This window comes from Citrobacter sp. 50677481 (assembly GCF_001463265.1).
GTDB lineage: Bacteria > Pseudomonadota > Gammaproteobacteria > Enterobacterales > Enterobacteriaceae > Citrobacter_A > Citrobacter_A sedlakii.
Genome location: NZ_LNHZ01000018.1, coordinates 1 through 23,569 on the forward strand (window position 1 = coordinate 1; position 23,569 = coordinate 23,569).

General features: G+C 56.1%; 16 protein-coding genes and 1 tRNA gene. 4 read left to right on the plus strand and 13 right to left on the minus strand.

The window, feature by feature from the left end; genetic code table 11:
• The first annotated feature begins 5 nt into the window (after nt 1–5).
• Nucleotides 6–82, plus strand: a tRNA-Met gene (locus tag APU02_RS04875).
• 110 nt (nt 83–192) lie between these two features.
• Here APU02_RS04875 and amiC read toward each other — a convergent pair.
• A complete protein-coding gene (amiC, locus tag APU02_RS04880) occupies nt 193–1,446 on the minus strand; it encodes an N-acetylmuramoyl-L-alanine amidase AmiC (protein ID WP_042288884.1) in 1,254 nt (417 codons plus the stop codon).
• A 234-nt stretch (nt 1,447–1,680) separates the two neighbouring features.
• Between amiC and argA the strand changes: the two genes are divergently transcribed.
• Nucleotides 1,681–3,012, plus strand: coding sequence for an amino-acid N-acetyltransferase (gene argA, locus APU02_RS04885; protein ID WP_060569430.1), 1,332 nt, complete (start codon nt 1,681–1,683; stop codon nt 3,010–3,012).
• Nucleotides 3,013–3,052: 40 nt separating this feature from the next.
• On the opposite strand, the gene recD is transcribed toward argA, so the two are convergent.
• The 12 genes from recD to rppH form a co-directional block, all read right to left on the minus strand.
• Nucleotides 3,053–4,879, minus strand: coding sequence for an exodeoxyribonuclease V subunit alpha (gene recD, locus APU02_RS04890; protein ID WP_060569431.1), 1,827 nt, complete (start codon nt 4,877–4,879; stop codon nt 3,053–3,055).
• Nucleotides 4,876–8,421, minus strand: coding sequence for an exodeoxyribonuclease V subunit beta (gene recB / locus APU02_RS04895; RefSeq protein ID WP_060569432.1), 3,546 nt, complete (start codon nt 8,419–8,421; stop codon nt 4,876–4,878). The genes recD and recB overlap by 4 nt, the downstream gene beginning before the upstream one ends.
• Entirely contained in the window at nt 8,414–11,302 is a 2,889-nt protein-coding gene (gene ptrA / locus APU02_RS04900; protein ID WP_060569433.1) for a pitrilysin, read from the minus strand. The genes recB and ptrA overlap by 8 nt, the downstream gene beginning before the upstream one ends.
• Nucleotides 11,303–11,412: 110 nt before the next feature.
• A complete protein-coding gene (gene recC, locus APU02_RS04905) occupies nt 11,413–14,784 on the minus strand; it encodes an exodeoxyribonuclease V subunit gamma (protein WP_060569434.1) in 3,372 nt (1,123 codons plus the stop codon).
• Between the two features lie 15 nt (nt 14,785–14,799).
• Nucleotides 14,800–15,120, minus strand: a complete 321-nt coding sequence (locus APU02_RS04910) for a prepilin-type N-terminal cleavage/methylation domain-containing protein (protein WP_042288899.1) — start codon at nt 15,118–15,120, stop codon at nt 14,800–14,802.
• Nucleotides 15,105–15,512 (minus strand): DUF2509 family protein, encoded by a 408-nt coding sequence (locus APU02_RS04915; RefSeq protein ID WP_060569435.1) that lies wholly within the window; start codon nt 15,510–15,512, stop codon nt 15,105–15,107. The genes APU02_RS04910 and APU02_RS04915 overlap by 16 nt, the downstream gene beginning before the upstream one ends.
• Complete coding sequence (locus tag APU02_RS04920) at nt 15,509–16,072, minus strand: prepilin peptidase-dependent protein (RefSeq protein WP_042289061.1); 564 nt, start codon at nt 16,070–16,072, stop codon at nt 15,509–15,511. The genes APU02_RS04915 and APU02_RS04920 overlap by 4 nt, the downstream gene beginning before the upstream one ends.
• Entirely contained in the window at nt 16,063–16,533 is a 471-nt protein-coding gene (locus APU02_RS04925) for a prepilin peptidase-dependent protein (protein WP_060569436.1), read from the minus strand. The genes APU02_RS04920 and APU02_RS04925 overlap by 10 nt, the downstream gene beginning before the upstream one ends.
• Before the next feature lie 183 nt (nt 16,534–16,716).
• The gene (thyA, locus tag APU02_RS04930) at nt 16,717–17,511 is read right to left on the minus strand and encodes a thymidylate synthase (RefSeq protein ID WP_042288907.1); all 795 of its coding nucleotides are present in this window, start codon (nt 17,509–17,511) and stop codon (nt 16,717–16,719) included.
• Nucleotides 17,512–17,517: 6 nt separating this feature from the next.
• Nucleotides 17,518–18,393 (minus strand): prolipoprotein diacylglyceryl transferase, encoded by an 876-nt coding sequence (gene lgt / locus APU02_RS04935; protein ID WP_042288910.1) that lies wholly within the window; start codon nt 18,391–18,393, stop codon nt 17,518–17,520.
• Between the two features lie 175 nt (nt 18,394–18,568).
• A complete protein-coding gene (gene ptsP / locus APU02_RS04940) occupies nt 18,569–20,815 on the minus strand; it encodes a phosphoenolpyruvate--protein phosphotransferase (RefSeq protein ID WP_060569437.1) in 2,247 nt (748 codons plus the stop codon).
• Nucleotides 20,816–20,827: 12 nt separating this feature from the next.
• Nucleotides 20,828–21,358, minus strand: a complete 531-nt coding sequence (gene rppH / locus APU02_RS04945) for an RNA pyrophosphohydrolase (protein ID WP_042288915.1) — start codon at nt 21,356–21,358, stop codon at nt 20,828–20,830.
• 684 nt (nt 21,359–22,042) lie between these two features.
• Between rppH and mutH the strand changes: the two genes are divergently transcribed.
• Nucleotides 22,043–22,738 carry a DNA mismatch repair endonuclease MutH gene (gene mutH, locus APU02_RS04955; RefSeq protein WP_060569439.1) on the plus strand — a complete coding sequence of 232 codons (696 nt, stop codon included), beginning with the start codon at nt 22,043–22,045 and terminating at the stop codon, nt 22,736–22,738.
• A gap of 63 nt (nt 22,739–22,801) precedes the next feature.
• Nucleotides 22,802–23,515 carry a TerC family protein gene (locus tag APU02_RS04960; RefSeq protein WP_042288921.1) on the plus strand — a complete coding sequence of 238 codons (714 nt, stop codon included), beginning with the start codon at nt 22,802–22,804 and terminating at the stop codon, nt 23,513–23,515.
• The last annotated feature ends 54 nt before the right edge of the window (nt 23,516–23,569 follow it).

Consider the following 23,569-nt stretch of genomic DNA (forward strand, 5'->3'; position numbering starts at 1 on the left):
ACGGACGCGGGGTGGAGCAGCCTGGTAGCTCGTCGGGCTCATAACCCGAAGGTCGTCGGTTCAAATCCGGCCCCCGCAACCAATACTAAACACCTTAACGGGTGTTTTTTTGTTTCTGCGGTCCGTAAAAGATTTTTCTGGTGACCAAACGCGGCCGGGCGGCGACACCTGCGCCTTCTCCGGCCTCTCTGTTTATCCTCTTCTCGCCAATGTTGCCCCGTCGGCAAAATAGGCTTTGATCCCGGCAAGAATCGACTCGGCCACTTCCTGCTGGAACTTTGCGGTTTTAAGCTTGCGTTCTTCTTCAATATTACTGATAAACGCCGTTTCGACGAGAATCGACGGAATATCCGGCGCTTTCAGCACCGCAAACCCGGCCTGTTCGACCTGATTTTTATGCAGATTGTTAATCTTGCCGAGCTTGTTCAACACCGCTTTACCAAATTTCAGGCTGTCAGCGATGGTCAGCGACTGCACCATATCGAACATCGTATGGTCGACGTAGCGGTCACCGCTTTTGCTCACGCCGCCAATTAAGTCCGAGGCGTTCTGCGTTTGCGCCAGATATTTCGCTGCCGTACTGGTCGCCCCTTTGGTGGAAAGCGCGAATACCGATGACCCGCTGGGCTGGCGGCTGGTAAAGGCGTCCGCGTGAATCGACACAAACAGGTCTGCGCGCTGTTTCTGGGCCTTCGCCACACGCACCTTCAGCGGAATGAAGATATCTTCGTTCCGCGTCATATAGACCTTCATATTGCCTTCTCTTTCGATCAGCGCGCGTAAGCGCCGGGCGATTTGCAACACCACGTCTTTTTCACGCGTTTTGTATTTGCCGACCGCCCCGGAGTCTTCTCCGCCGTGTCCCGGATCAAGCATGATCACAATCGGGCGATCGCGCCCGGCTTTCCCCGGCTGCGGCCCGCTCTGCGCAGGCGGTACCTGTTTATCCAGATCGCCCTTGTTGTAATCTTCCAGTAGCGCCAACAATGGATCCTGCATATCCTGCGCATTGACAGGATAAAGATCCATGACCAGACGCTCTTTAAACCCGGCAACCGGCGCCAGCGCGAACAGCTGCGGCTTCACGTTTTGCTTTAGTTCGAACACCATTCGGACGGTCTGCGGGTCGAATTGTCCTACCCGCGCCGACTTAATATAAGGATCATCAGGACGAATTTGCGCCCCCATGCCTTTCAGCACCGAGTTCAGATTTACCCCTTCAATATCCACCACCACGCGCTCAGGATTGCTCAGGGCAAACTGTTTGTACTTCAACTGTCGGTTCGACTCCACCGTCACACGGGTGTAACTCGACGCTGGCCAAATACGAACCGCAACGACCTGACTGGTGGCAGCCAGGCCGACCTGACTGACGCTCAATAGCCACATGGCGCCCGCCCCTTGTAGTAATCGACGGCGGCTGATGGGTGGATGTGATCCCGACATGCTTCTCCCGAGCAAAGTAAATCTTAACGGTGTTGAGTGAGTAAACGTCCAAATTGACCGGAAACTTTAGCGAATGACGCATAATCTGTCATCAATAAAAGGGTAAACATTCTTTTGGTATTCACGGTATTACTGAGAAAAAACTTTGCCCGGATTAAAATTTGCGCTTGCGCATGGCGAAGAAACAGAATAAAAATACAATAATTACGAATAATCATGCAGTGAGGGTAGGCCGTGGTGAAGGAACGTAGAACCGAACTGGTACAGGGATTCCGCCATTCTGTTCCCTATATCAATACCCATCGGGGAAAAACGTTTGTGATTATGCTTGGTGGCGAAGCCATTGAGCATGAAAACTTTTCCAGTATTGTCAACGACATTGGCCTTCTCCATAGCCTTGGCATTCGCCTGGTGGTGGTATATGGCGCGCGTCCGCAAATCGACGCCAACCTGGCCGTGAATCATCATGAGCCGATGTATCACAAAAATACGCGTGTCACCGACGCCAAAACACTGGAACTGGTTAAACAGGCAGCGGGCACCTTGCAGCTGGATATCACTGCGCGCTTATCAATGAGCCTGAACAATACGCCGCTCCAGGGCGCGCACATTAACGTGGTCAGCGGGAATTTTATTATCGCGCAACCGCTGGGCGTCGACGATGGGGTCGACTATTGCCACAGCGGACGCATTCGCCGTATTGACGAAGAGGCGATCCACCGGCAGTTAGACAGCGGCGCGATCGTACTGATGGGCCCGGTCGCGGTCTCGGTGACTGGCGAAAGTTTCAACCTGACGTCGGAAGAAATCGCCACCCAACTGGCGATCAAGCTGAAAGCAGAAAAGATGATTGGCTTCTGTTCGTCTCAGGGCGTGACCAACGAGGACGGCGATATCGTCTCTGAACTGTTCCCCAACGAAGCGCAGGCCCGGGTTGAGGCGCAGGAAGAAAAAGGCGATTACAACTCCGGCACCGTGCGTTTTCTGCGTGGGGCGGTGAAAGCCTGTCGCAGCGGCGTGCGCCGCTGTCATCTGATTAGCTATCAGGAAGATGGCGCGCTGTTGCAGGAGCTGTTCTCCCGTGACGGCATCGGGACCCAGATCGTAATGGAAAGCGCCGAACAAATTCGTCGCGCGACCATAAACGATATCGGCGGCATTCTGGAACTGATTCGCCCACTGGAGCAGCAGGGGATCCTGGTGCGCCGCTCACGCGAACAACTGGAGATGGAGATCGACAAATTCACCATTATTCAGCGCGATAACATGACCATCGCCTGCGCCGCCCTGTACCCCTTCCCGGAAGAAAAAATCGGCGAGATGGCCTGCGTGGCGGTGCATCCGGACTACCGTAGCTCCTCGCGGGGAGAAGTTCTGCTGGAACGCATTGCCGCCCAGGCAAAGCAAATTGGCCTGAGCAAGCTGTTCGTACTCACCACCCGCAGCATTCACTGGTTCCAGGAGCGCGGCTTTACGCCGGTGGACATTGATTTGTTGCCGGAAAGCAAAAAAGAGATGTACAACTACCAGCGGCGTTCAAAAGTGCTGATGGCGGATTTAGGATAAGCGGGGGCCGGAACGCGCAACCGCTTCTCCGGCCAGACAGTTAGCCTTCGCCATTGAACAACGCGGACAAACCGCTTCGGCGTTCAGTGCGAGTGGCCACCGCGCTGCTCAGAATGCGCTCATCGGCATACAGCGACAGCCGCTGGCGCGCGCGGGTTACAGCAGTGTACACCAGTTCGCGGGTCACCACCGGCGAGCGCTGGGTGGGCAACACCAGCGCCGCATGGTCGAACTCCGATCCCTGCGATTTATGCACCGTCATTGCCCACGTTGTTTCATGCTCCGGCAGGCGGCTGGGCTGTATGTCTTTGATGCTGCCGTCCGGCATCGCGAACCAAACCCGTAAGCCGTCCCCGCGCTCAAGCGCAATGCCGATATCGCCGTTAAACAGCCCCAGCGCGCTGTCGTTGCGGGCAATCATAACTGGCCGCCCTTCATACCAACGGGAATGCGGCAGACGGCGAATTTTCCGCTTCTGCTGCATAGCCTGCTCAAGACGTTCATTCAGTCCGCTGACGCCAAACGGCCCTTCACGGAGCGCGCAGAGCAACTGGAATTCATTGAAAGCCTCAATGATTGCGTCTGGTTCCGCACGCTGTGAAAGCAATTGCAGATAGCGTCCGTAGCCGCGCAGCGCGTCATCAAGCATAGCGCTGTAGTCTTCCCCGCTCTGCAATATCCGTTTCTCAATATCTGCAAAATCCTGCTGAAAGACGGTGTTTATCGCCGCCTTATCGCCCCGGTTGATCGCCGCCGCCAGTTGGCCAATGCCGGAATGGCTGCCAAAGCGATAGCTTTTTTGCAACAGACACAGGCTGTCCCGCAGGGAAGCGGCTTCAGTACCGGTACCTGCCGGGACGGGCATACCGGTCAGGCGGGTCAACTGTTGCGCCCGCTCCGGCGTATAACCCGCGTTCACATACGCGCAGATATCACCGAGCACCGCCCCTGCTTCTACCGACGCCAGCTGGTCGCGATCGCCGAGGAAAATCACCCGCCCATGCGGCGGCAACGCGTCAATCAGGCGCGACATCATCGGCAGGTCAATCATAGACGCTTCATCAACCACCAGCACGTCCAGATGCAACGGGTTACCCGCGTGATGGCGCAAGCGCTGACTGCCCGGTTGGGCGCCCAACAGCCGGTGCAGCGTGCTGGCCTCTTCAGGAATGCGTTTTTTCTGTTCGTCTGTCAGCGGAAGCTGGCGCAGGGCCTTACCTAATGATTCGGTCAGCCGCGCTGCCGCTTTGCCCGTCGGCGCCGCCAACCGGATGCGGCACCGCTCGCCGTCCGCCAGTTGAATTAACGCCGCCAGCAGTCGCGCCACGGTTGTGGTTTTTCCCGTCCCCGGCCCGCCGGAAATCACCGAAATCCGTCGGGTCAGCGCGACCGCCGCCGCCACTTTTTGCCAGTTAATGTCATCAGCGTCCGGAAATAGCGCTTCCAGCGTTTGCGACAACAGGGCTTCATCCACCGCAATGGGCTGATTTACTTCGCTAAAGAACCGCGCTACCGTCCGTTCGTTACACCACATGCGATTCAGATACAAACGATCGCCGTAGAGAATCATCGGCGAGGGACGCTCGCCGCGGCTGACCGCGCTGGAGGCCAGCAGACATTCACGCCAGTCTGCTGGCTCGCCGATCTCACTCAGGCAGGCGACCAGCACCGGTGGCAGATCATCCTTCTGCGTCAGGCGCGCAAGCGGTAAACAGACATGTCCCTCTCCGGCGTCCCGACTCAACAACGCCGCCGCCAGCGTCACGGCAGGCTCATTCTCGCCAGTTACCGCCAGCGCAAACTGCGCGTCCAGCGGGCGAAGCTGTTTTTGTTCCACAGCGTCGAGCAGTCGCTCCTGTAACGTCATCGCGTCTCCTCCTCTGTCATACCCGCAAACATCTCATCCATACGGGTAATCAGCTCGCTGTCAGGGCGGGTAGTGAAAATCCCCTGCTGCGGCTGTTCGCTGTCCACTCCGCGTAAAAACAGATAAATCACGCCGCCAACGTGGCGCGTATAGTCATAATCCGCAATGCGATGTCGCAGGTAGCGATGCAGCGCCAGGGTATAAAGCTGATACTGTAAATCGTAGCGGTGTGCCTGCATTGCCGCCGCCATCGCTTCCGGCGTGTAGGCCTGGCTATTGTCGCCCAGCCAGTTTGACTTATAGTCCAGCAGGTAATAGCGGCCTTGATGACGAAACACCAGGTCGATAAAGCCTTTCAGCATCCCACGAACCTGTGTGAAATCCAGCGGCGGACAGCCCGCCGAGAGCGGATCATATTGACGAATAAGCGCATCAAGTTCCGCAGCGACCAGCGGCTTGCCGATCGGCAGATAAAACTCCATCTCAACCTGTTTTTCACGCGCCGAAAGCTGGTTCAGGCTGACGCCCGTTTCATTGAGGGGCGTGCGTAAAATCGCCGCGATCCACTGGGTAAGCGTCGGTTCCCAGTGCGCCTCATAGCCGCCCAATTCAAGCTTTTCCCGCACCCAGACGGGATCAACCGGCTGGGTAAAGTCGAGATCTTCAAACAGGCTGTGCAGGAACGTGCCCGGCGACGCGCCGCGCGGAAACTGGTGCGGCGTCAGTTCAGGGGCGTCCACCACCTCGCCGACTCCTGCGGCATCGATATCCAGTCGCGGCATAAGATCCTGAGCGATGCCGTGTCCGCGCTGCTGCAGGCCGGAATAACTGGTCACACGCCAGCTATCGCCGGGGGTGCGCAGTACATGACGAACACTCAGCGCCGCCTCGCTTTCCGCGAAGGCTGGCAGTGACTCAGGACGGATCACGTCCGGGGTCCGGCAATGAATATGCTCATCGCACAGCGCTTCAATCGCGGCGCGAAGCCCGGCGGCATCTTTCGGCTCGCCTTTTTGCAGCAGACGGCCAAGCGCGCTCAGATGCACATCGGTATCGCCTTTTTTGTCGCCCCGGCGGCGCACCAGAGGCGCAACGCCCAGGCTACAGTGCCAGACGGAACGGGTCAGCGCCACGTATAGCAACCGCAGATCTTCCGCCAGCCGCTCGGCTTCGGCCAGCGCAATGCTCTCTTCCGCATGGCTGAGATCCAGTACCGCTTCAAAGGACTGACGATCATGGTAAAACGCCTGATCCTGAACGCGAAAGTGGGTGATAAACGGCAGCCACACCAGCGGGTATTCCAGCCCTTTCGATTTATGAATGGTGACGATTTGCACCAGATGCTTATCGCTTTCCAGACGCATCTGCTGGCTGGCGGCATTGTTGTCCGGCTCAAGAATATGTTGAGAAAGCCAGCGTACCAGCGCATGTTCGCTCTCCAGCTGCGACGCCGCCTCCTGCAATAGCTCGCTGATGTGCAGAATATCGGTCAGGCGACGTTCGCCCCCTGCCGTTGCCAGCAGGTTTTCCGCGATATGACGCGCCGACATCAGCGCGCGCAGCATCGGCATGACGCCGCGCTTCTGCCAGATCTGACGATAGCCGACAAACTCTTCCACCACCCGATCCCAGGCGCTTTCGCTTTGATTAAGCGTTTCGATATCACGGGCGTTCAGTCCCATCATCGAAGTAGCTAACGCGCTACGTAAGGTATTTTCCCGCTCCGGGTTCATGACTGCCTGCAGCACCCAGAGCATTTCCTGGGCTTCCAGCGTGTCGAACACGCTGTCGCGGTTGGATAGATAGACAGAAGGAATGGCAAGCAGGGTCAGGGCATCGCGCACCAACGCGGCTTCCTGGCGGCTTCTGACCAGTACGCTGATATCGGACGCGCTCACCGCTTGCGCGCGCTCACCGCGGATGAGCAGAGCGTCGCCACGCTGCCCGGCTTCCAGCCAGTCGCGGATTTGCGCAGCGCAGACCTGCGCCATGTAGCTCTGGTAATCCCCCACGCCGCAGCCTTCCCCGTCCATCAGCCACATTGTCATCGCGGGCTGTGCTTCGCCACGAAACTCAAAGCGCAGCGACTGGTTTTTTTCGGCTGACTTAACTGGCTGGAACGGAATCTCACGAAACATAAAGGCATCGTTCATCTGGCCGAACAGTCGGTTAACACTGTTGACCATTCCTGGCGCGGAACGCCAGTTGGTATCGAGCGTATAGTGCGCGTTCACTTCGCTACGCGCTTTCATATACGTGAAAATGTCCGCGCCGCGAAATGCATATATCGCCTGCTTCGGGTCGCCGATCAGTAACAGCGCCGTCTCCGGCTGCCGCTGCCAGATACGGCGGAAAATTCGGTATTGCTGGGGATCGGTGTCCTGGAATTCGTCGATCATCGCGACCGGAAAACGGGTACGAATGGCGGCCGCCAGCGCATCGCCGCTCTCACTGCGCAGCGCGGCGTCCAGCCTGCTGAGCATGTCGTCAAACCCGAGTTCGCCGCGGCGGCGCTTTTCGCGGGCAACCGTTTCACGAATTTCCGCCAGCGCGCGCGTGATCACCAAATCCCGGATGGTCAGAGGCTCCGCCAGCAGTTCATCAATGGCGACAAACAGCGGATGTTCCGGCACGACGCCGCCCGCTTTGGTCCGTTCCTGCAAAAAACGCTGCGAAAATTTCTCCAGCGCGTCCGGGAGCTGGTAGCTCAGGGTCTCTTCCTGCGCCCAGGCGCTGATCTTTTCGATCCATTTACCCTGATTACCACGATTAAATTTGCGCCGGTCAATGCCAGAGGATTCCAGCAGCCCCTCCAGTTGATCGACTGATTCACACCACTTTTGCTTGAGCGCGTTGATCCGTCCGACGATGGCGTCATGACGGGAGGCTAGCGTTTCGTCATCGGGCGGCGGCGCTTTAATGACCGGCGCTTCCCCCTGCAAATAGCGATTGATATCGGCAAGCAGCGACTTAGGACCTTTCCAGGTCTCAAATACCACCTGAGCGATTTCACGCGGTAAGGGGTAGCAGTGGCGACGCCAGAAATCCGCGCACGCCTGATAGCGCAGAAGGGATTCGTCCTCAATCAATTGCTGTTCAAACAGCATGCCGGACTCAAAGGCATTCAGGCTCAGCATGCGCTGACAAAAACCATGGATAGTAAACACCGCCGCCTCGTCCATCTGCCGCTCAGCCAGCAGCAGCCACTGGGCCGCCTGTTCGGTATCGGCGATCTCATCCAGCAGGCTGGCATAAAGCGGGTTATCGGTGGACTTGCGCAGGCAGGCGATACGCAGCTCATGAATATTGCTGCGAATACGGCCGCGGAGTTCTTCGGTGGCGGCCTCGGTGAAGGTCACCACCAGGAGTTCTTCCACGGTGAGCGGACGAGGAAAGGCGGCTGTACCGCCGAGTCCAAGCAACAGGCGCAAATAAAGCGCTGCGATGGTAAAGGTTTTGCCGGTCCCCGCCGAGGCTTCAATCAGGCGCTCGCCCGTAAGGGGCAAGCGCAGGGGATCAAGGGACTCGGCAACATCATTCATTCTTATCACTCATCAGGGGCAAAGTTTGCTGCAACGCGCTGACGTTATCCCACACTTTCCAGCCTTCCGGGCGGGCGTAACCCGTCTTCCCGCTCTGACCACCGGAAATTTGCGACAGTATCGCCATGCCTTGCGGCGCGACCACCGCCTGATGGAAGAAATCCGCGAGCTTCTGTGGCGTCAGCAGTTTTATCTGGGCGACGATTTTATCACGCGAATCGAAACGCATATTGCCGCGATCGAAATCTTTGCTGATTTTCGATGCTTCTTCACCCAGCGTCTGCGGCGCCTGCACCATTTGCGCAATGATCGCCTGCTGGATCTGCACAAACTCTTCCGGCTTCATTGCCCGTAGTTTTGCTTCCGCCGTTGGGAAAAACGCTTTATAACGCTCCCACAAATACTTAGGTTGTTTGTCGCTGCTTTGCAGGAGGAAGCCCATCCCCCATTGACGCCCTACGCTCATCGGGAAAGCGAATACCGCGTAACCCAGTTGTTCTTCAGTACGAAGCTGATGGTAAAACCACGGCTGCACAATCTGACCGAGCATCGCACTGTAGGCCGAGCTGGCATACTCGTCGTAGCCCGTGGGCACAAAGACCGCCGCCAGTGCGGAGTCTGTACTGCTGCCCGCTTTTTCAAAAATCACGGACTGCTTTTTATCGACCACCACATCTTTATTACGACACCACTCAGAGCCGTTCGCGCCCAGCTGTTTCTGGATATCGCGCGCCATTGACGTCACCTGCGCCTCGCTCATGTTGCCGATAGCCAGGAACTCCGGACGCGCGCCGGTTTTTAACGCCTCACGATACTCCATCACCTCTTTCAGCGTGATTGACGGCAGCAGCGCGCGACGCTCATCGCGGGTGAAATAAGGCACCTGCGAGATCATCTGCACCGGCATGATGGCTTGCTCGTAAGCTTTACCTTTCTCAGCGGAATCCATCATCTGGCTGTACCAGGATTTCGCCTGTTCCAGCTGTTCTTCCGTCGCGCTATAGGTGAAATACCCTTCAAGCAGCGCCTTGAAAAGCTGCGGCAAGCGCTGCGTATAACCGTCGGCATTCAGCATCAGACCATTATTCGCGTTCGTGGAAAAGCCGATCCCGCCGACGGAGGCCTGGTTGCTTAACTGATCGAGCGCGATCCCCGCCAGATAATCATTCAGGGCAAACATCACCTGATTTCTGGCGCTGTCCATCGCTTTAGGGTTGCGCAAAATGACGCTGACGTCCGCCCTGGGTTCGCTGGCAAAGTGCTGGCTTGGCGCGTAAACCACACGCAGCGCCGGCTCATCGACAATCAGCGCCGGGCGGGTGTATGACTTTTGCGGTTTAGTCAGGGTGAAATCGTCAGGAATATAGGGGTTAAGCTCCGGCAGCGACAGGGTAATGCCCTGCGCTTTTTTCTGCCATGCAGCAAACGTCTGCTCGCTGATTTTATCAACCTGATACGGCGCATCGACAAAGTAAGCGGTTTTATTGTGCGGCTCTTTCGGGCTGATGTACCAGATACGCGCATTTTGCGGCGTCATCATGCCAAGACGCGCATTTATCGCTTTGGCGTCGTAACGATCGGCAATGTTTACGGCGTCGAGAGTATGCGCCACCGGTACGCGGATCATGGTATCCGCCAGCCACTCGACGTAGTCCATATCGCGGGTAATTGACGGATAACGGAAGTCGAGGTCAAGTACATGCGCCAGTTCGTCAAAGTAGCGCTTATCAATTCCCTTTTCACGCAGCAGATTGAGGTAACTGAAAATAGCGGCGACAACCTCTTCGCGTTGGGCCAGCCCTTTGTCGGTCAACGTAGCCGAAATTGCCAGCACGCCGCTGTTGCCATTCACTACCGGATCGGAGTCCGCGCGAATACCTTCCACCAGTCCCTGCTTTTGTAGCCAGTCAGAAAGCGTGCCTGGCGTACGGTTACCGATCAAATATGCGATCAGTTCGTCCGTTTTGCTGCGAAACTGCGCGCTGTTATTGTCGATGCGAAACTCGACGCGCAGCACTTTTCGCGGCAGCGCGGGAACGTAGTGGATGATAATCCCTTTTTGCGCGTCGGTGACCACCGGGACGGTGATAGCCGGTTTTTCGATGTTTTTATTCGGCACCCGACCATAGGTTTCAGCAGCCATCTTCGCCAGCTCCGGCAGCGGCTTATTGCTGTATATCACCGCTTTCATGAGGTTGGCGGAGTAATATTTTTTATGGAAGTCGACCAGCGCCTGTTGCACCGGGTTTCCGGGTTTATCGCTCAGGGTTTCCAGGTTTCCACCGGAAAAGCGTGAGCCCGGGTGCGCAGGGTTGATGGTTTCTGCGCTGACCTGCGCCATTCGCATCCCGTCACGGGTACGCGCCATCGTCAACTCTGCGTTCACCGCGTTGCGTTCACGATCCGCATATTTTTTATCCAGAAGCGGTTGTGCGACGGCGTCTGACAATCGATCAACGGCTCCGGCCAGAGCGTCGTTTTCGACTTCCAGATAAAAAGCGGTGCGATACGGCGCGGTGCTGGCGTTATGGCTGCCGCCGTGCAGTTTGAGATATTCAGCAAGGCTGTCGGCCTGAGGGTATTTTTTCGATCCCATCAGACACATATGCTCAAGATAGTGCGCCAGCCCCTGATGCGCCTCCGGATCTTCAAGCGAACCAACGGGTACCACCAGCGCAGAGAGGGATTTTACCGCCTGCGGATCGGATACCAGCAAAACCACCATGTCATTATCCAGACGCACGGCCTGATACTGACGGGTATCTTTGTCGCTTTTCCGGATAGTTTCCGCTATGGGTTGCCAACCGGTGTCTGCCTGACTTAAGGGCGCCCAAAAGGCGACGAACAACAGTAACGCTTTGAACCAGGTGCTGCGGGGCATTCAAAAACCTCATCATTAACTTTCTTTCTGCGCAAAGACACGCCGTTTGCGACTCCGGGCAGGGCAACGCATCTTAAAGGAAGCCTTTAAATTGCGCAATTTTTATACAATCATGACGACTGATTAAATCTGAAAAGCGGAAGCAGGTAACGTTGCGACTGCGCGAGTATCATCTCAAGCGTGTCTGGCTCCAGCTGCCGCCACAGGCGCTGATACCAGATATCATCGCCTTCGCCACGCACGACCATATTCCCTTCGTAAGCCTGCAAAAACTTCGTGCGGGCCTTCTGGCGCGTGTCGTCGTCCTCTAACATGGCATCATTTGCCGCGTCGTAACAGGCTTTTATCCACGCGCCGCCGCTTTCCGGCAGAACCAGAAGCGGCGCGGACATCCCTTCGCGATAGCCTTCAATCAGTTGCGCAAGGTAGCCTAACGCCTGCTCTTTTTCTAACGGCGGGAAGCGCCATTCGCCGTCTTTTCGCAAAAACAGCCGACTTTCGCCTTTTCCCCCGCAGGCACAATAGACAAGGTGTTCGAGCCAAAGTTGCACGCCCTGCGAAACGCTGATTAGGGAAGGCCGCCAGCGTAACAGGCCGTCCTCCTGCACCTGCGGCAGCCAGCCGGTCAACTGGACGCCGTGACAGTCGAGATCGATTTCCAGACTCTGACTCGGCTGGCGACAGGCAATAATTTTGTCGGCCAGCGTCTGCATTTCCTGATGCTGAGCTTCCCAGAGAATTTCGCCAAACGCCCCGTAAGGCAGATCGCCCGCCGCGCGGAAACGACGGAACAGGCTTTCCGCATCGCCCTGCTCGACCAGCGCGTTCAGCAACTGCTGGTTGAGCTGATAACGGCTTAAACCTTCCAGAGTAAAAGGCTCCGTGTCCGGAATATCACTCTCCTCAGCGCGAAAATTAACCCGCAATCGCATCTGGAAAAACGCCCGTACCGGATGCGCCCAGAAACGCTGAAGCGTGTCGAGATTCAACGAATCCGGCATCGCAAATTCCAGCGGCTGGACAAAATCGCTATGGGCCTTTCCGCTACGGCTGGCCGCTGGCAACCACTCGCTGGCGTAGCTCTGCAACTCGCCAGGCTGGAAGTTCTGCGCGTCAAACGGCATTCGCGTATGCAGACAGGCAATATGTGCTTTCACCCGCGCCTCGCTTTCATCGCAGGTCAGCGCCTCGTCGCCCGGCAAATAATGGCTTTGTCCGATATAGTCGAGCAGTTCCTGCACCAGTACCGAAGGAAAGCGTTCACTGTTATCCTGAATGGAGCGCCCGATGTAGCTGATATACAACGTCTGTTGGGCAGAAATTAATGCTTCCAGGAATAAGTAGCGGTCATCATCCCGACGACTGCGATCGCCACGCATTGGCTTCTGGCTCATCAGGTCAAAACCAAGCGGGGGCAGCTGGCGTGGGTAAATGCCGTCGTTCATTCCCAGCAAACAAACCACTTTGAACGGGATGGACCGCATCGGCATCAGGGTACAGATATTCACCGGGCCGGCCAGGAATCGCTGACTGATTCGCTCCTGATCCAGTCGCTGCGCCAGTTCATCACGCAGTAGCGAAAGCGGTACCGCATCGCCATATTCCGCGCCTATTCCTTCGGCAATAATCGTCTGCCACTGCTGCTCTATCAGCGTCATGGCGGCTTCCGTTTCGCTGTCCGGCTGGAAAAAATCGTTGAGCATGTCCCGGCAAATGGGTAACCACTCCTCCAGAGGCCGCTCCTGCGCCAGTCCACGTCGCCAGATGTTGAGCTGCATCAGCAGAGACGCAAGATGCCCAACCAGTTCCGCAATCAGCCCGCTGGATTCGTCATACGGCAGGACGGACTGCCATTCGCCCTGCGCGCTTTCCATCGCGTAGCCGAGCAGCATTCGCGTCAGGCCAAATCGCCAGGTGTGCTGCCCCGTCGCCGGAAGCGCCAGCTCCCGTACGTTATCGTCATCAATCCCCCAACGGATGCCGGATTCGTTAACCCACAACCGCAGATAGCGCAGCCCTTCTTCACTGATATTAAAACGCGCCGCCAGCACTGGCACATCCAGTAAAGCCAGCACATCTTCAGAAACAAAGCGGCTGTCAGGCAGTGACAGCAGACTGATAAACGCCTGCAAAACCGGGTGAGACTGGCGGGCGCGGCGATCCGAAATGGCATAGGGCAGATAACGCTCAGGCGGCGCGCTGCCAAATACCGCCTGAATAAACGGGCTATAGCTGTCGATATCCGCCACCATTACGATAATATCGCGCGGTGTCAGCGAGGGATCGGCCTCAAGCATTGCCAGCAGGCGATCGTGAAGCACTTCCACTTCTCGCTGCGGACTATGACACACGTGAAAAGTAACGCTGGTATCGTTCGGGTCAAGCCGACGCTTACTGTCGCTGCGCGAATATTCTTCCAGATTCACGCCCGCTACCGCGCGGTTCTCCAGCTCAAGGATATCGGCCTGAATAGCGTGCAGCAGGTTATCCGGCGTGACGTCGACGAACGCATCCAGCTCCTGGCTGTTTTCCAGTTCGGAGAGCAGGTAAATATAGTCTCGTCCCAGCTTCCCCCATGACGCCAACATTGGATTGCCGACGTCCTGTTCTCCGTCGCGGTTAAATAAGCTTTCGGCTTTCGCATTATCACGAAACAACGGTAAATGGCGCTCTTCGAAGCTGTGCCGCCGTTGACGCGCCAGCAGCTTTGCCAGCCAGGCCGGATCTTTAATATCACCCCAGTAATAACGGCAGGGATTGGTAAAAAGTAAATGAATGTCGATATGTTTACCGAGGGCCTGCAGCGCCTGCAAATAGACGGGCGGTAGCGCGGAAATTCCGCAGATAAACACCCGAGAAGGCAGCCCGGGCGGACAGGAACTGGCGCTGTCAAGAGTCTGAATGAAACGCTGGTAAAGGTTAGCGCGGTGCCAGCGCGGTTGTCCTAACTCCGCGGTGTATTCCACCAGCGCCTTCCACAGCGGCGCCTGCCAACGTTGAGCCTCGCCCAGCCCCTCAATCCTGCGCCCTGTTTCCCACTGCGTCAGCCAGTCAGGACGGTAAACCAGGTACTGGTCGAACAGATCCGCCGCGCGCGAAGAAAGCTGGAATAGTTTGCGTTTGTCACTGTCGTCCGTCAGATAGTGGCGCAGCAACGCGAAGTCGTCTTGCTCCAGAAGCTGTGGCAACAGCGTCATAAGTTTCCAGCTCATGCTCTGTTTGCTAAATGCGCTCTCTTTAGGAATTTCCGGCAACACGCGAACAAACATGTCCCAGATAAAACTCGCCGGCAGGGGAAACTCGATATTGGCGGCGATGCCAAACTTCTGCGAAAGGGTCATTTGTAACCACTGCGCCATACCGGTGCTCTGCACCAGTATCATTTCTGGCTCGAACGGATCGTCCAGCCGCTCGCGCTCGACGATAAACTCCATCAACGCTTCCAGCACATCCAGACGGTTTGAGTGGTAGACCCTTAACATAGAGACTCCTGACAACTAACGATTAGGACAGTGCAGACGCGTCATCGCGCCCTGTCTGCCCAGCGGTGAAACCAGTTGAACGCTGATGCTGACACATCCGGCCTGCGTTGTCTGCATCCGGTTAACCCGCCAGTTATCAGGTGGCGATAATGGCCGCAGTTGCGTTTGTCGCCAGGCGAGTCGCCACTGTTGCAGATACTGGCCGTTCACGACAAAACTGTTCATTAGCGCACGCTGATACCCGGAAAGCGCGGTGACCACCATGACCATCAACAGCATGGCTAACAGCACGTCAGGCAGGCTAAAACCACGCTGGCGGCTCAGGGAAGCTGGCATAGCGCAACCTCCCGCAGCGGGCAAAAATCGCTCCAGCCAGACGGAGAAAACACGACGCTTTCTTCGCGCTGTTCCGCCTGTCGCCATAATGATGTCCCCTGCCAGCTTGCAATAAGCAGCGCGCGTTTTCCATCGATCTGACGCAGGCAGACGGGAACCCTTTCCGCCGCATAATACCGACACTGTTTTTCAGCGCCTGTGCCCCAATGCTGCATTCTGCCCCACTCTATGGCTGACTGCACCAGCGCCTGACGCTGTAAGGCCTGGCTTTCCAGCGCCACGCGCCGGGAAAAATGCGTTTGCTGCTGGTTTAGCCCTTGCAACAGCAGGCTCCCAAGTACCAACAGCAACAGTACCAGTGCAAGAGAAGAGACGCCTCGCTCACGGTTCACAGATTAAATCCCGTCACGCTATATAACACGTCAATCGCCATCCGCGGACGGGCCCGGCTCTCGCCGCGCAACCGTAGGGTCAGTTCGGGTGCAAAACCAGCAGTGTCTTGCCGTTCAACCACAAACCCGGTGATCTGAACGGTGTCTGGATCGGTCATTTTATCCCAACCTTTGTCGGTACAGCTTCTTGCCCCCCGCAATGTTTCCAGTGCGCTACCGCTAAGACGAAACCCAATCTGTTCGGCGTCTTTTAGCGGCTCGCGCTCCCAGATACCGTTACCGTTGGCATCCCACTGCGCGATCACGCATTGCCCCTGTTGGGCAATAAACAACCCTTTTCCCTTGCAGCTACCATAACAATACCCGGCTCGCTGAAGATGCTTCGCGACGGTATACACCCGCTGCCACACATCGTCTTCCAGCGAAAGCCTTCGGGTATGCTGCAAAATGTCGCGCTGTAACGCGGGCAAAAAGCGGGCGGCACCCAACAGCAGTACACTACCGATGGCCATCGCGATTAAAACTTCGAGCAATGAAAATCCGCGTTCGTTCATCGGCAGGCCTCGGTGTTGTCGCGCTCGCACAGACGAATGCGCCCCCACGGCGACACAACCAGACGCCATTCGCCCGCCGGGTTTTTCAGGCGGATATGTCCGGCCCAGGCAGTGTTGCGCAGGCCAAAGAAGGCCAGCGACGGCGTGATCTCCGCGATGGCGATGTCGTGCCAACGCGGCGTAAAAACCAACGCGGAACGTGGCAGACAGGTCGTTTGTTGGGCAAGCGAACTGACAAGACACTCTCTTTCCTCCTCCCTGTTGACGGCAATGGTATGGTCGCGGTTATGCCAGTTGGCATCTTCACGCAGTTGAAGCAAATAATCCCGCAGTTCGCAGGCGGTCTGCCATAAGCGCTGCTGTTGCTGCCAGCGTTGCCAGCCATACAGTCCCGTTGCACTCAGGCTGACGATAATAAGCATCGCGACCAGCATTTCGATGAGCGTATAACCCTGCTGTTTTTTCATAGCGGCAGTATGGCCAGGCGAAAAATAAAAACGAGGGGAGAACGCGGATTATTCGGCGCGTTACGAAGAATATTTACGGCGTTGCAGCAGATTGCAGAATCGTTGGAATCCGCGCCGAAAGAACGGTATCAGAATAAAAAAAACCGACGCACTGTGGCGTCGGTCATGACAGGATAGCAAGGGTCAGATAGCCACGGGCGCTTTGATGCCGGGATGCGGATCGTAGCCCTCAATATCAAAGTCTTCAAAGCGATAGTCGAAGATCGATGCCGGCTTACGCTTGATCACCAGTTTCGGTAGCGCGCGCGGTTCACGGCTTAACTGCAAGTGCGTTTGCTCCATATGGTTGCTGTACAGGTGGGTGTCGCCACCGGTCCAGACGAAATCGCCCACCTCCAGGTCGCACTGTTGCGCCATCATATGCACCAGCAGGGCGTAGCTGGCGATGTTGAAAGGCAGGCCGAGGAACACGTCGCAAGAACGTTGATAAAGCTGGCAGGAGAGCTTGCCGTCCGCCACATAGAACTGGAAGAACGCATGGCAGGGCGCCAGCGCCATTTTATCCAGTTCGCCGACATTCCAGGCAGAAACGATGATACGGCGCGAATCGGGGTCGTTTTTCAGCTGATTCATCACCGTGGTGATCTGGTCGATATGACGGCCGTCAGGCGTCGGCCAGGCACGCCACTGCTTGCCGTAAACCGGACCGAGATCGCCATTTTCGTCCGCCCATTCATCCCAGATGGAGACATTATTTTCATGCAGATAAGCGACGTTGGTGTCACCCTGCAGGAACCACAGCAGTTCATGAATGATCGAGCGCAGATGACAACGCTTTGTCGTCACCAGCGGGAATCCTTCCTGCAGGTTAAAACGCATCTGATGACCAAAAATGGAAAGCGTTCCGGTTCCGGTGCGGTCGTTTTTCTGTGTGCCTTCATCCAGCACTTTTTGCATCAGTTCTAAATACTGTTTCATGGTTCCTCAGGAAACGTGTTGCTGCGGGCTGCGGCGGTAAGCCCAAACCATCATGATCACACCAGCGACAATCATCGGAATTGAGAGGATCTGCCCCATGCTGATGTACTGTACCCATTCGCCGGTAAACTGCGCATCCGGCTGGCGGAAGAATTCCACGATGATACGAAACGCGCCGTAACCAATCAAAAACAATCCGGATACGGAGCCCATCGGTCGCGGTTTACGAATAAACAGGTTAAGAATGATAAACAGGACTATCCCTTCCAGCACCATTTCATAGAGCTGGGAAGCGTGGCGAGGCAGGACGCCGTAGGTGTCAAAAATAGACTGCCACTGCGGATGCGTTTGCAGCAGCAGAATATCCTCGGTACGCGAGCCAGGGAACAGCATGGCGTAAGAGAAATCAGGGTCCACACGCCCCCACAGTTCGCCGTTGATAAAGTTGCCCAGACGGCCCGCGCCCAGGCCAAACGGGATCAACGGCGCGATAAAATCAGAAACCTGGAAGAAGTTACGCTTTGTGCGTCTGGCAAAAATGATCATCACCAGAATCACGCCGATCAGGCCGCCGTGGAAGGACATGCCGCCGTCCCAGACGCGGAACAGATACAGGGGATTTTCCAGAAACAACGGGAAGTTATAGAACAGCACGTAGCCAATACGTCCGCCGAGGAATACCCCGAGGAAGCCTGCATAGAGTAAATTTTCGACTTCATTCCTGGTCCAGCCGCTGCCCGGGCGGTTGGCACGCCGCGTCGCCAGCCACATCGCAAAAATGAACCCCACCAGATACATTAAGCCGTACCAGTGAAGCGCGACGGGTCCAATTGAGAAAATGACCGGATCGAATTCCGGAAAATGCAGATAGCTACTGGTCATCTGTCACCACAAGTTCTTGTAATTTTGCTGAAATAAGTCAGCGCGCGAGATGCACGCCCGCAGGTTACAGGCGCTCCGAAGGTGCGAATAATAGCATAAGGGGCGCGCGGCAGTTGCGTCGGGTTGTAAAAGTTCTGTCAGGCAACGGACAAACGCACTGGAAACGGTTGCGTAATCACAGTCCGCCGCGGATCAAACCGCCGACCCCACGCCGCTCCATAAAGGCTGCGACCTGATGCCGGACCTCCGTCGCCAGCTGCGCCTCCAGACTGCGCCGGGCGAGCACCTTCGCGTCTTCGAAATCGATATGGCGAAGCAGGTATTTCACTCGCGCTACCGAACGGCCGTTCATCGAAAGATGGCGGAACCCAAGACCAATCAGGATCGGTACGCACATGGGATCCCCGGCCATTTCACCGCACAGGCGCAGATCAATGCCGCTTCGCTCCGCTTCCTGCACGATCATTGCCAGCGCGCGCAGCATGCCTGGATGCAGGCTGTCATAAATACTGGCGACGCGCGTGTTATTGCGATCTACCGCCAGAATGTACTGGGTCAGATCGTTCGTGCCAACCGAGATAAAGTCGATGCGACTGGCAAGATGCGGCAGCATAAACACCATTGACGGCACTTCAAGCATGATGCCGATCCGCGGTTTAGGGATCGCGTAACCGATCATCTCTTCCACTTCGCGCCCGGCGCGATCGATCAACCGCCGCGCTTCATCCACTTCATCAATGCTGGTGACCATCGGCAGCAAAATGCTCAGGTTGCCCGTTGCCGCGTTGGCGCGGAGCATCGCACGCACCTGGATCAGGAAGATCTCCGGCTGATCGAGCGTAATGCGGATCCCCCGCCAGCCAAGACACGGGTTCTCTTCGCTGATCGGCATATACGGCAGCTGTTTGTCCGCCCCGACGTCCAGTGTACGCAGCGTGACCGGCTTGTCGTTAAACATTTGCAGCATGCCCTGATACTGCGCGACCTGCTCCTCTTCAGACGGGAAGCCGCTTTGCAGCATGAAGGGTATTTCGGTGCGGTACAGGCCAATACCGTCAATGCGGCTACCGAGTTTTTCTTCATACTCCGGACTCAGACCGGCGTTCAGCATCACCTTAACCCGTTCGCCGCTTTTCAACTGCGCAGGCTGGTTGACATCATCTTCCGCCAGACGGCTGAGCGCGATCTCCTCGCTGACAAGCCGCTGATATTCCTGGATCAATACCGGTTCAGGATCAACCAGTAGTTCGCCACGATAGCCGTCCACCACCAGCGTGCGCCGATGCAGTACCGAAGGCTGAATATCGGCCCCCATGACGGTCGGGATCCCCAGCGCGCGAACCATAATCGCCGCATGTGAGTTGGCGGCGCCGTCACGAACCACAACGCCAGCCAGTCTGTCCTGCGGCAGCTCCGCAAGCGTCGCGGCGGAAAGCTCATCGGCAACCAGAATAAAGCGCTCCGGCCAGGCGTTTGGCCCCTGGATGGCGTCATCAAGATGGAACAACAAGCGCTGGCCGAGCGCGCGCAGATCGCCCGCACGCTCTTTTAAATAATTGTCACTCAGCGCCGCAAACTGTTCGGCAAACTTCTCGATGATCGTTTTGACCGCCCATTCCGCCACTGCGCCTTTATCGACTTCGGCGAACAGCTCCCGCCGCAGCCGGGCATCAGAGAGCAGGTGCGAATAGAGATCAAATATCGCCGCCGTCTCTTTTTGCGCGCCAGCCGCATAGCGTTTACTGTAACGGCGAAATTCGTTCGCCGCTTCTTCGAGCGCGCCGGTCAGACGCTCGCGCTCTAGCGCCGGATCCAGAGTGGAAGCCTGATACACCTGCTCCATCAGCGGCAGCGTTGCGTCCTGCCAGCCTTCGGCAATGGCAATACCTGGCGAGGCGGGCAGCGCGCGGATGCGCGTCTGACGGTACTGACCGAACAGCGCGGTGAGCTGAGACTGTGAAAGAATGGCCGCCATCTGGGTGGCGAGCGTGACGAGGAATGATTCTTCGCTTTCGTCGTACTGGCGCAGCTCGCGCTGCTGAACCACCAGCACGCCCAGCAGTTGTCGCCGCTGGATGATCGGCACGCCAAGAAACGCGCGAAAGCGCTCTTCTTTAACTGAGGGAATGTACTTGAAACTGGGGTGTTTTTGCGCATCGGCAAGGTTGATCGGCTCCGCCAGCCTGCCTACCAGGCCGACGATCCCTTCATCGAAGGCGAGCGCAACCGTGCGACCTCGCGGTTTTTTTAGCCCCCGCGTCGCCATGAGGTAATAACAACGTCGATCGTGATCGGCCAGGTAGACCGAACAGACCTCAGTATCCATCGCCAGACAGATGTCGGTGACCAGGATGTTCAACGCTTCATTCAGACGTGGAGCACTGGCCACCTTTTCGACTATTTCGCGCAGGCGGGTGAGCATAATTTGCGTGGCTTAACCTCTTTTACGTCGATAAGCAGGCGCGCTTTGCGGCTTCGGCGTCGCTTCCTGAAGCGCCATCACGACACTTGCGAACTCTTTCATCACCCTGCGGTAAACATCACGTTTGAATGAAACCACTTGCCGAACCGGGTACCAGTAGCTTACCCAACGCCAGCCATCGAACTCAGGTGTACTGCTGGTTTGCATGTTGATTTCCGCGTCCGCGCTCATCAACTGCAAAAGAAACCACTTTTGCTTCTGGCCGATACAAACCGGCTTTGTGTCCCAACGCACCAAACGTTTCGGTAACTTGTAACGCAACCAGTTGCGAGTAGAAGCCAGGATCCGCACATCTTTACGGCTTAACCCAACTTCTTCAAACAGTTCCCGGTACATCGCCTGTTCTGCTGATTCTCCAGGGTTGATTCCGCCTTGCGGGAATTGCCAGGAGTGCTGACCAAATCGCCGGGCCCACATGACTTGCCCCTGACGATTACAAATTACGATACCTACATTTGGGCGGTAGCCATCGTCATCAATCACCGGACTACCTCAACGTAAACCTTATATATGAATGATTGTTTCACACTCCTGACAGGCGGTAAACCATTGTGTTAGCGACCTGCGTATCTAATAACAATTGAATAACTCACAGTTAAGAACGAAGTTATAAACAGAAACTGGCATTTTTGACCGATCTTATTCACCTTTTCTGTGGATAGAGTTGTGAAAAAGTATGGAATTACTCCGGGAAAACCCAGAACAGTCTGAATAAACGCCCTGACGGGGTAAAAAAATAAATGTGGTTATTCATGCGGTTACTTCACTTATTTACCGGTTCCCCGATAAAAAAGTGACGGCCATCACACCAACGATCCTCGGGCTGATGAAAGATCGAACAGCGTCGGTTTTATCCACAGATTGTGCCAATAAGTTAAACACAATTTGTGTGAAAATTCGATTTTCCCCGCACGTCAAGGCTGTAAATGGAACCAGTAGTCGCGGTTTTTCACAGTTATCCCATCTTTCTGTGGATAACATGGTGTAAGATCCTGTTTATTTTCAGTGACCAGAATTGGAAAACCGGTTTTCATGTTGCGCAACTCCCCGCTCTGTCATCTAAAAAGCACGTTAAATCATAGGATTGAACAGAAGGGGCGGAAAACGATAAACTTCTTTTCTGCGGTATAAATCCGTTGTCTATTTTTTCACCTAAGGTATCTCGCTATGTCCGCTCTCCAGCCGTTACGTTTTCCACCGGAATCAGAAGCGCTGCTACTCCAGCAGGCGCAGCAGATTTCAGGCTATACGCTGGGTGAACTGGCCGCGCTTGCCGGGATGACAACGCCAAAAGATCTCAAACGCGATAAAGGCTGGATTGGCGTTTTACTGGAGCTGTGGCTGGGAGCCAGCGCGGGCAGTAAACCTGAGCAGGATTTCGCGGCTTTAGGTGTGGAACTGAAAACGATTCCTGTAGACAGTCAGGGACGCCCCCTTGAGACCACCTTCGTCTGTGTCGCCCCGCTCACCGGCAATAGCGGCGTTACGTGGGAAACCAGCCATGTGCGGCATAAACTGAAGCGGGTGTTGTGGATCCCGGTAGAGGGCGACCGCGCCATCCCGCTCTCCCTGCGGCGTGTCGGCTCCCCTGTGCTGTGGAGTCCGGACCCGGACGAGGAGCGCCAGTTGCGTCTCGACTGGGAAGAGCTGATGGATATGATTGTATTAGGCCAGGTGGAACGAATTACCGCCCGGCATGGCGAATTTTTACAATTGCGCCCCAAGGCCGCCAACGCCAAAGCGCTGACCGAAGCCATTGGCGCGCAGGGCCAGCCAATCCTGACGTTGCCACGCGGTTTCTATCTGAAAAAGAACTTCACTCGCGCCCTGCTGGAACGCCATTTTTTGTTACAGCTGCGTTAGACTTTCGCCTGTCGTGGTAGAGGCATATAATTACCGCTTCTTTTTTTGGCAGGACTTTGCTCAATGTTATTTGCATGGATAACCGATCCCAACGCCTGGCTCGCGCTCGGTACGCTGACGCTGCTGGAGATCGTGCTCGGGATCGATAATATTATTTTTCTCTCTCTGGTCGTTGCAAAACTTCCTACCGCGCAGCGTGCGCATGCCCGACGCCTCGGTCTCGCCGCGGCGATGATCATGCGTCTGGCGCTGCTGGCTTCCATTGCCTGGGTGACACGCCTGACGAATCCGCTGTTTGAGGTTTTTGGCGAGGAAATCTCCGCACGCGATCTCATTCTGCTGCTCGGCGGTCTGTTCCTGATCTGGAAAGCGAGCAAGGAGATCCACGAATCCATTGAAGGTGAAGAAGAAGGGCTGAAAACCCGCGTCTCCTCTTTTCTGGGGGCGATCGTGCAGATTATGCTGCTGGATATCATCTTCAGTCTGGATTCGGTGATCACGGCGGTAGGGTTGTCCGATCATCTGTTCATCATGATGGCGGCGGTGGTGATAGCCGTAGGCGTGATGATGTTTGCCGCGCGTCCCATTGGCGAGTTTGTCGACAGACACCCATCCGTGAAGATGCTCGCGCTGTCGTTCCTTATCCTGGTTGGCTTTACGCTTATTCTGGAAAGTTTCGACGTTCACGTACCGAAGGGCTACATCTATTTCGCCATGTTCTTCTCTATCGCGGTAGAGAGCCTGAACCTGCTGCGAAACAAAAAGAACCCGCTGTGATCCTCCCTTTCGCTCCCTACGGGGAGCGAATGTCTTCTCCGTCCTTTCACAGAT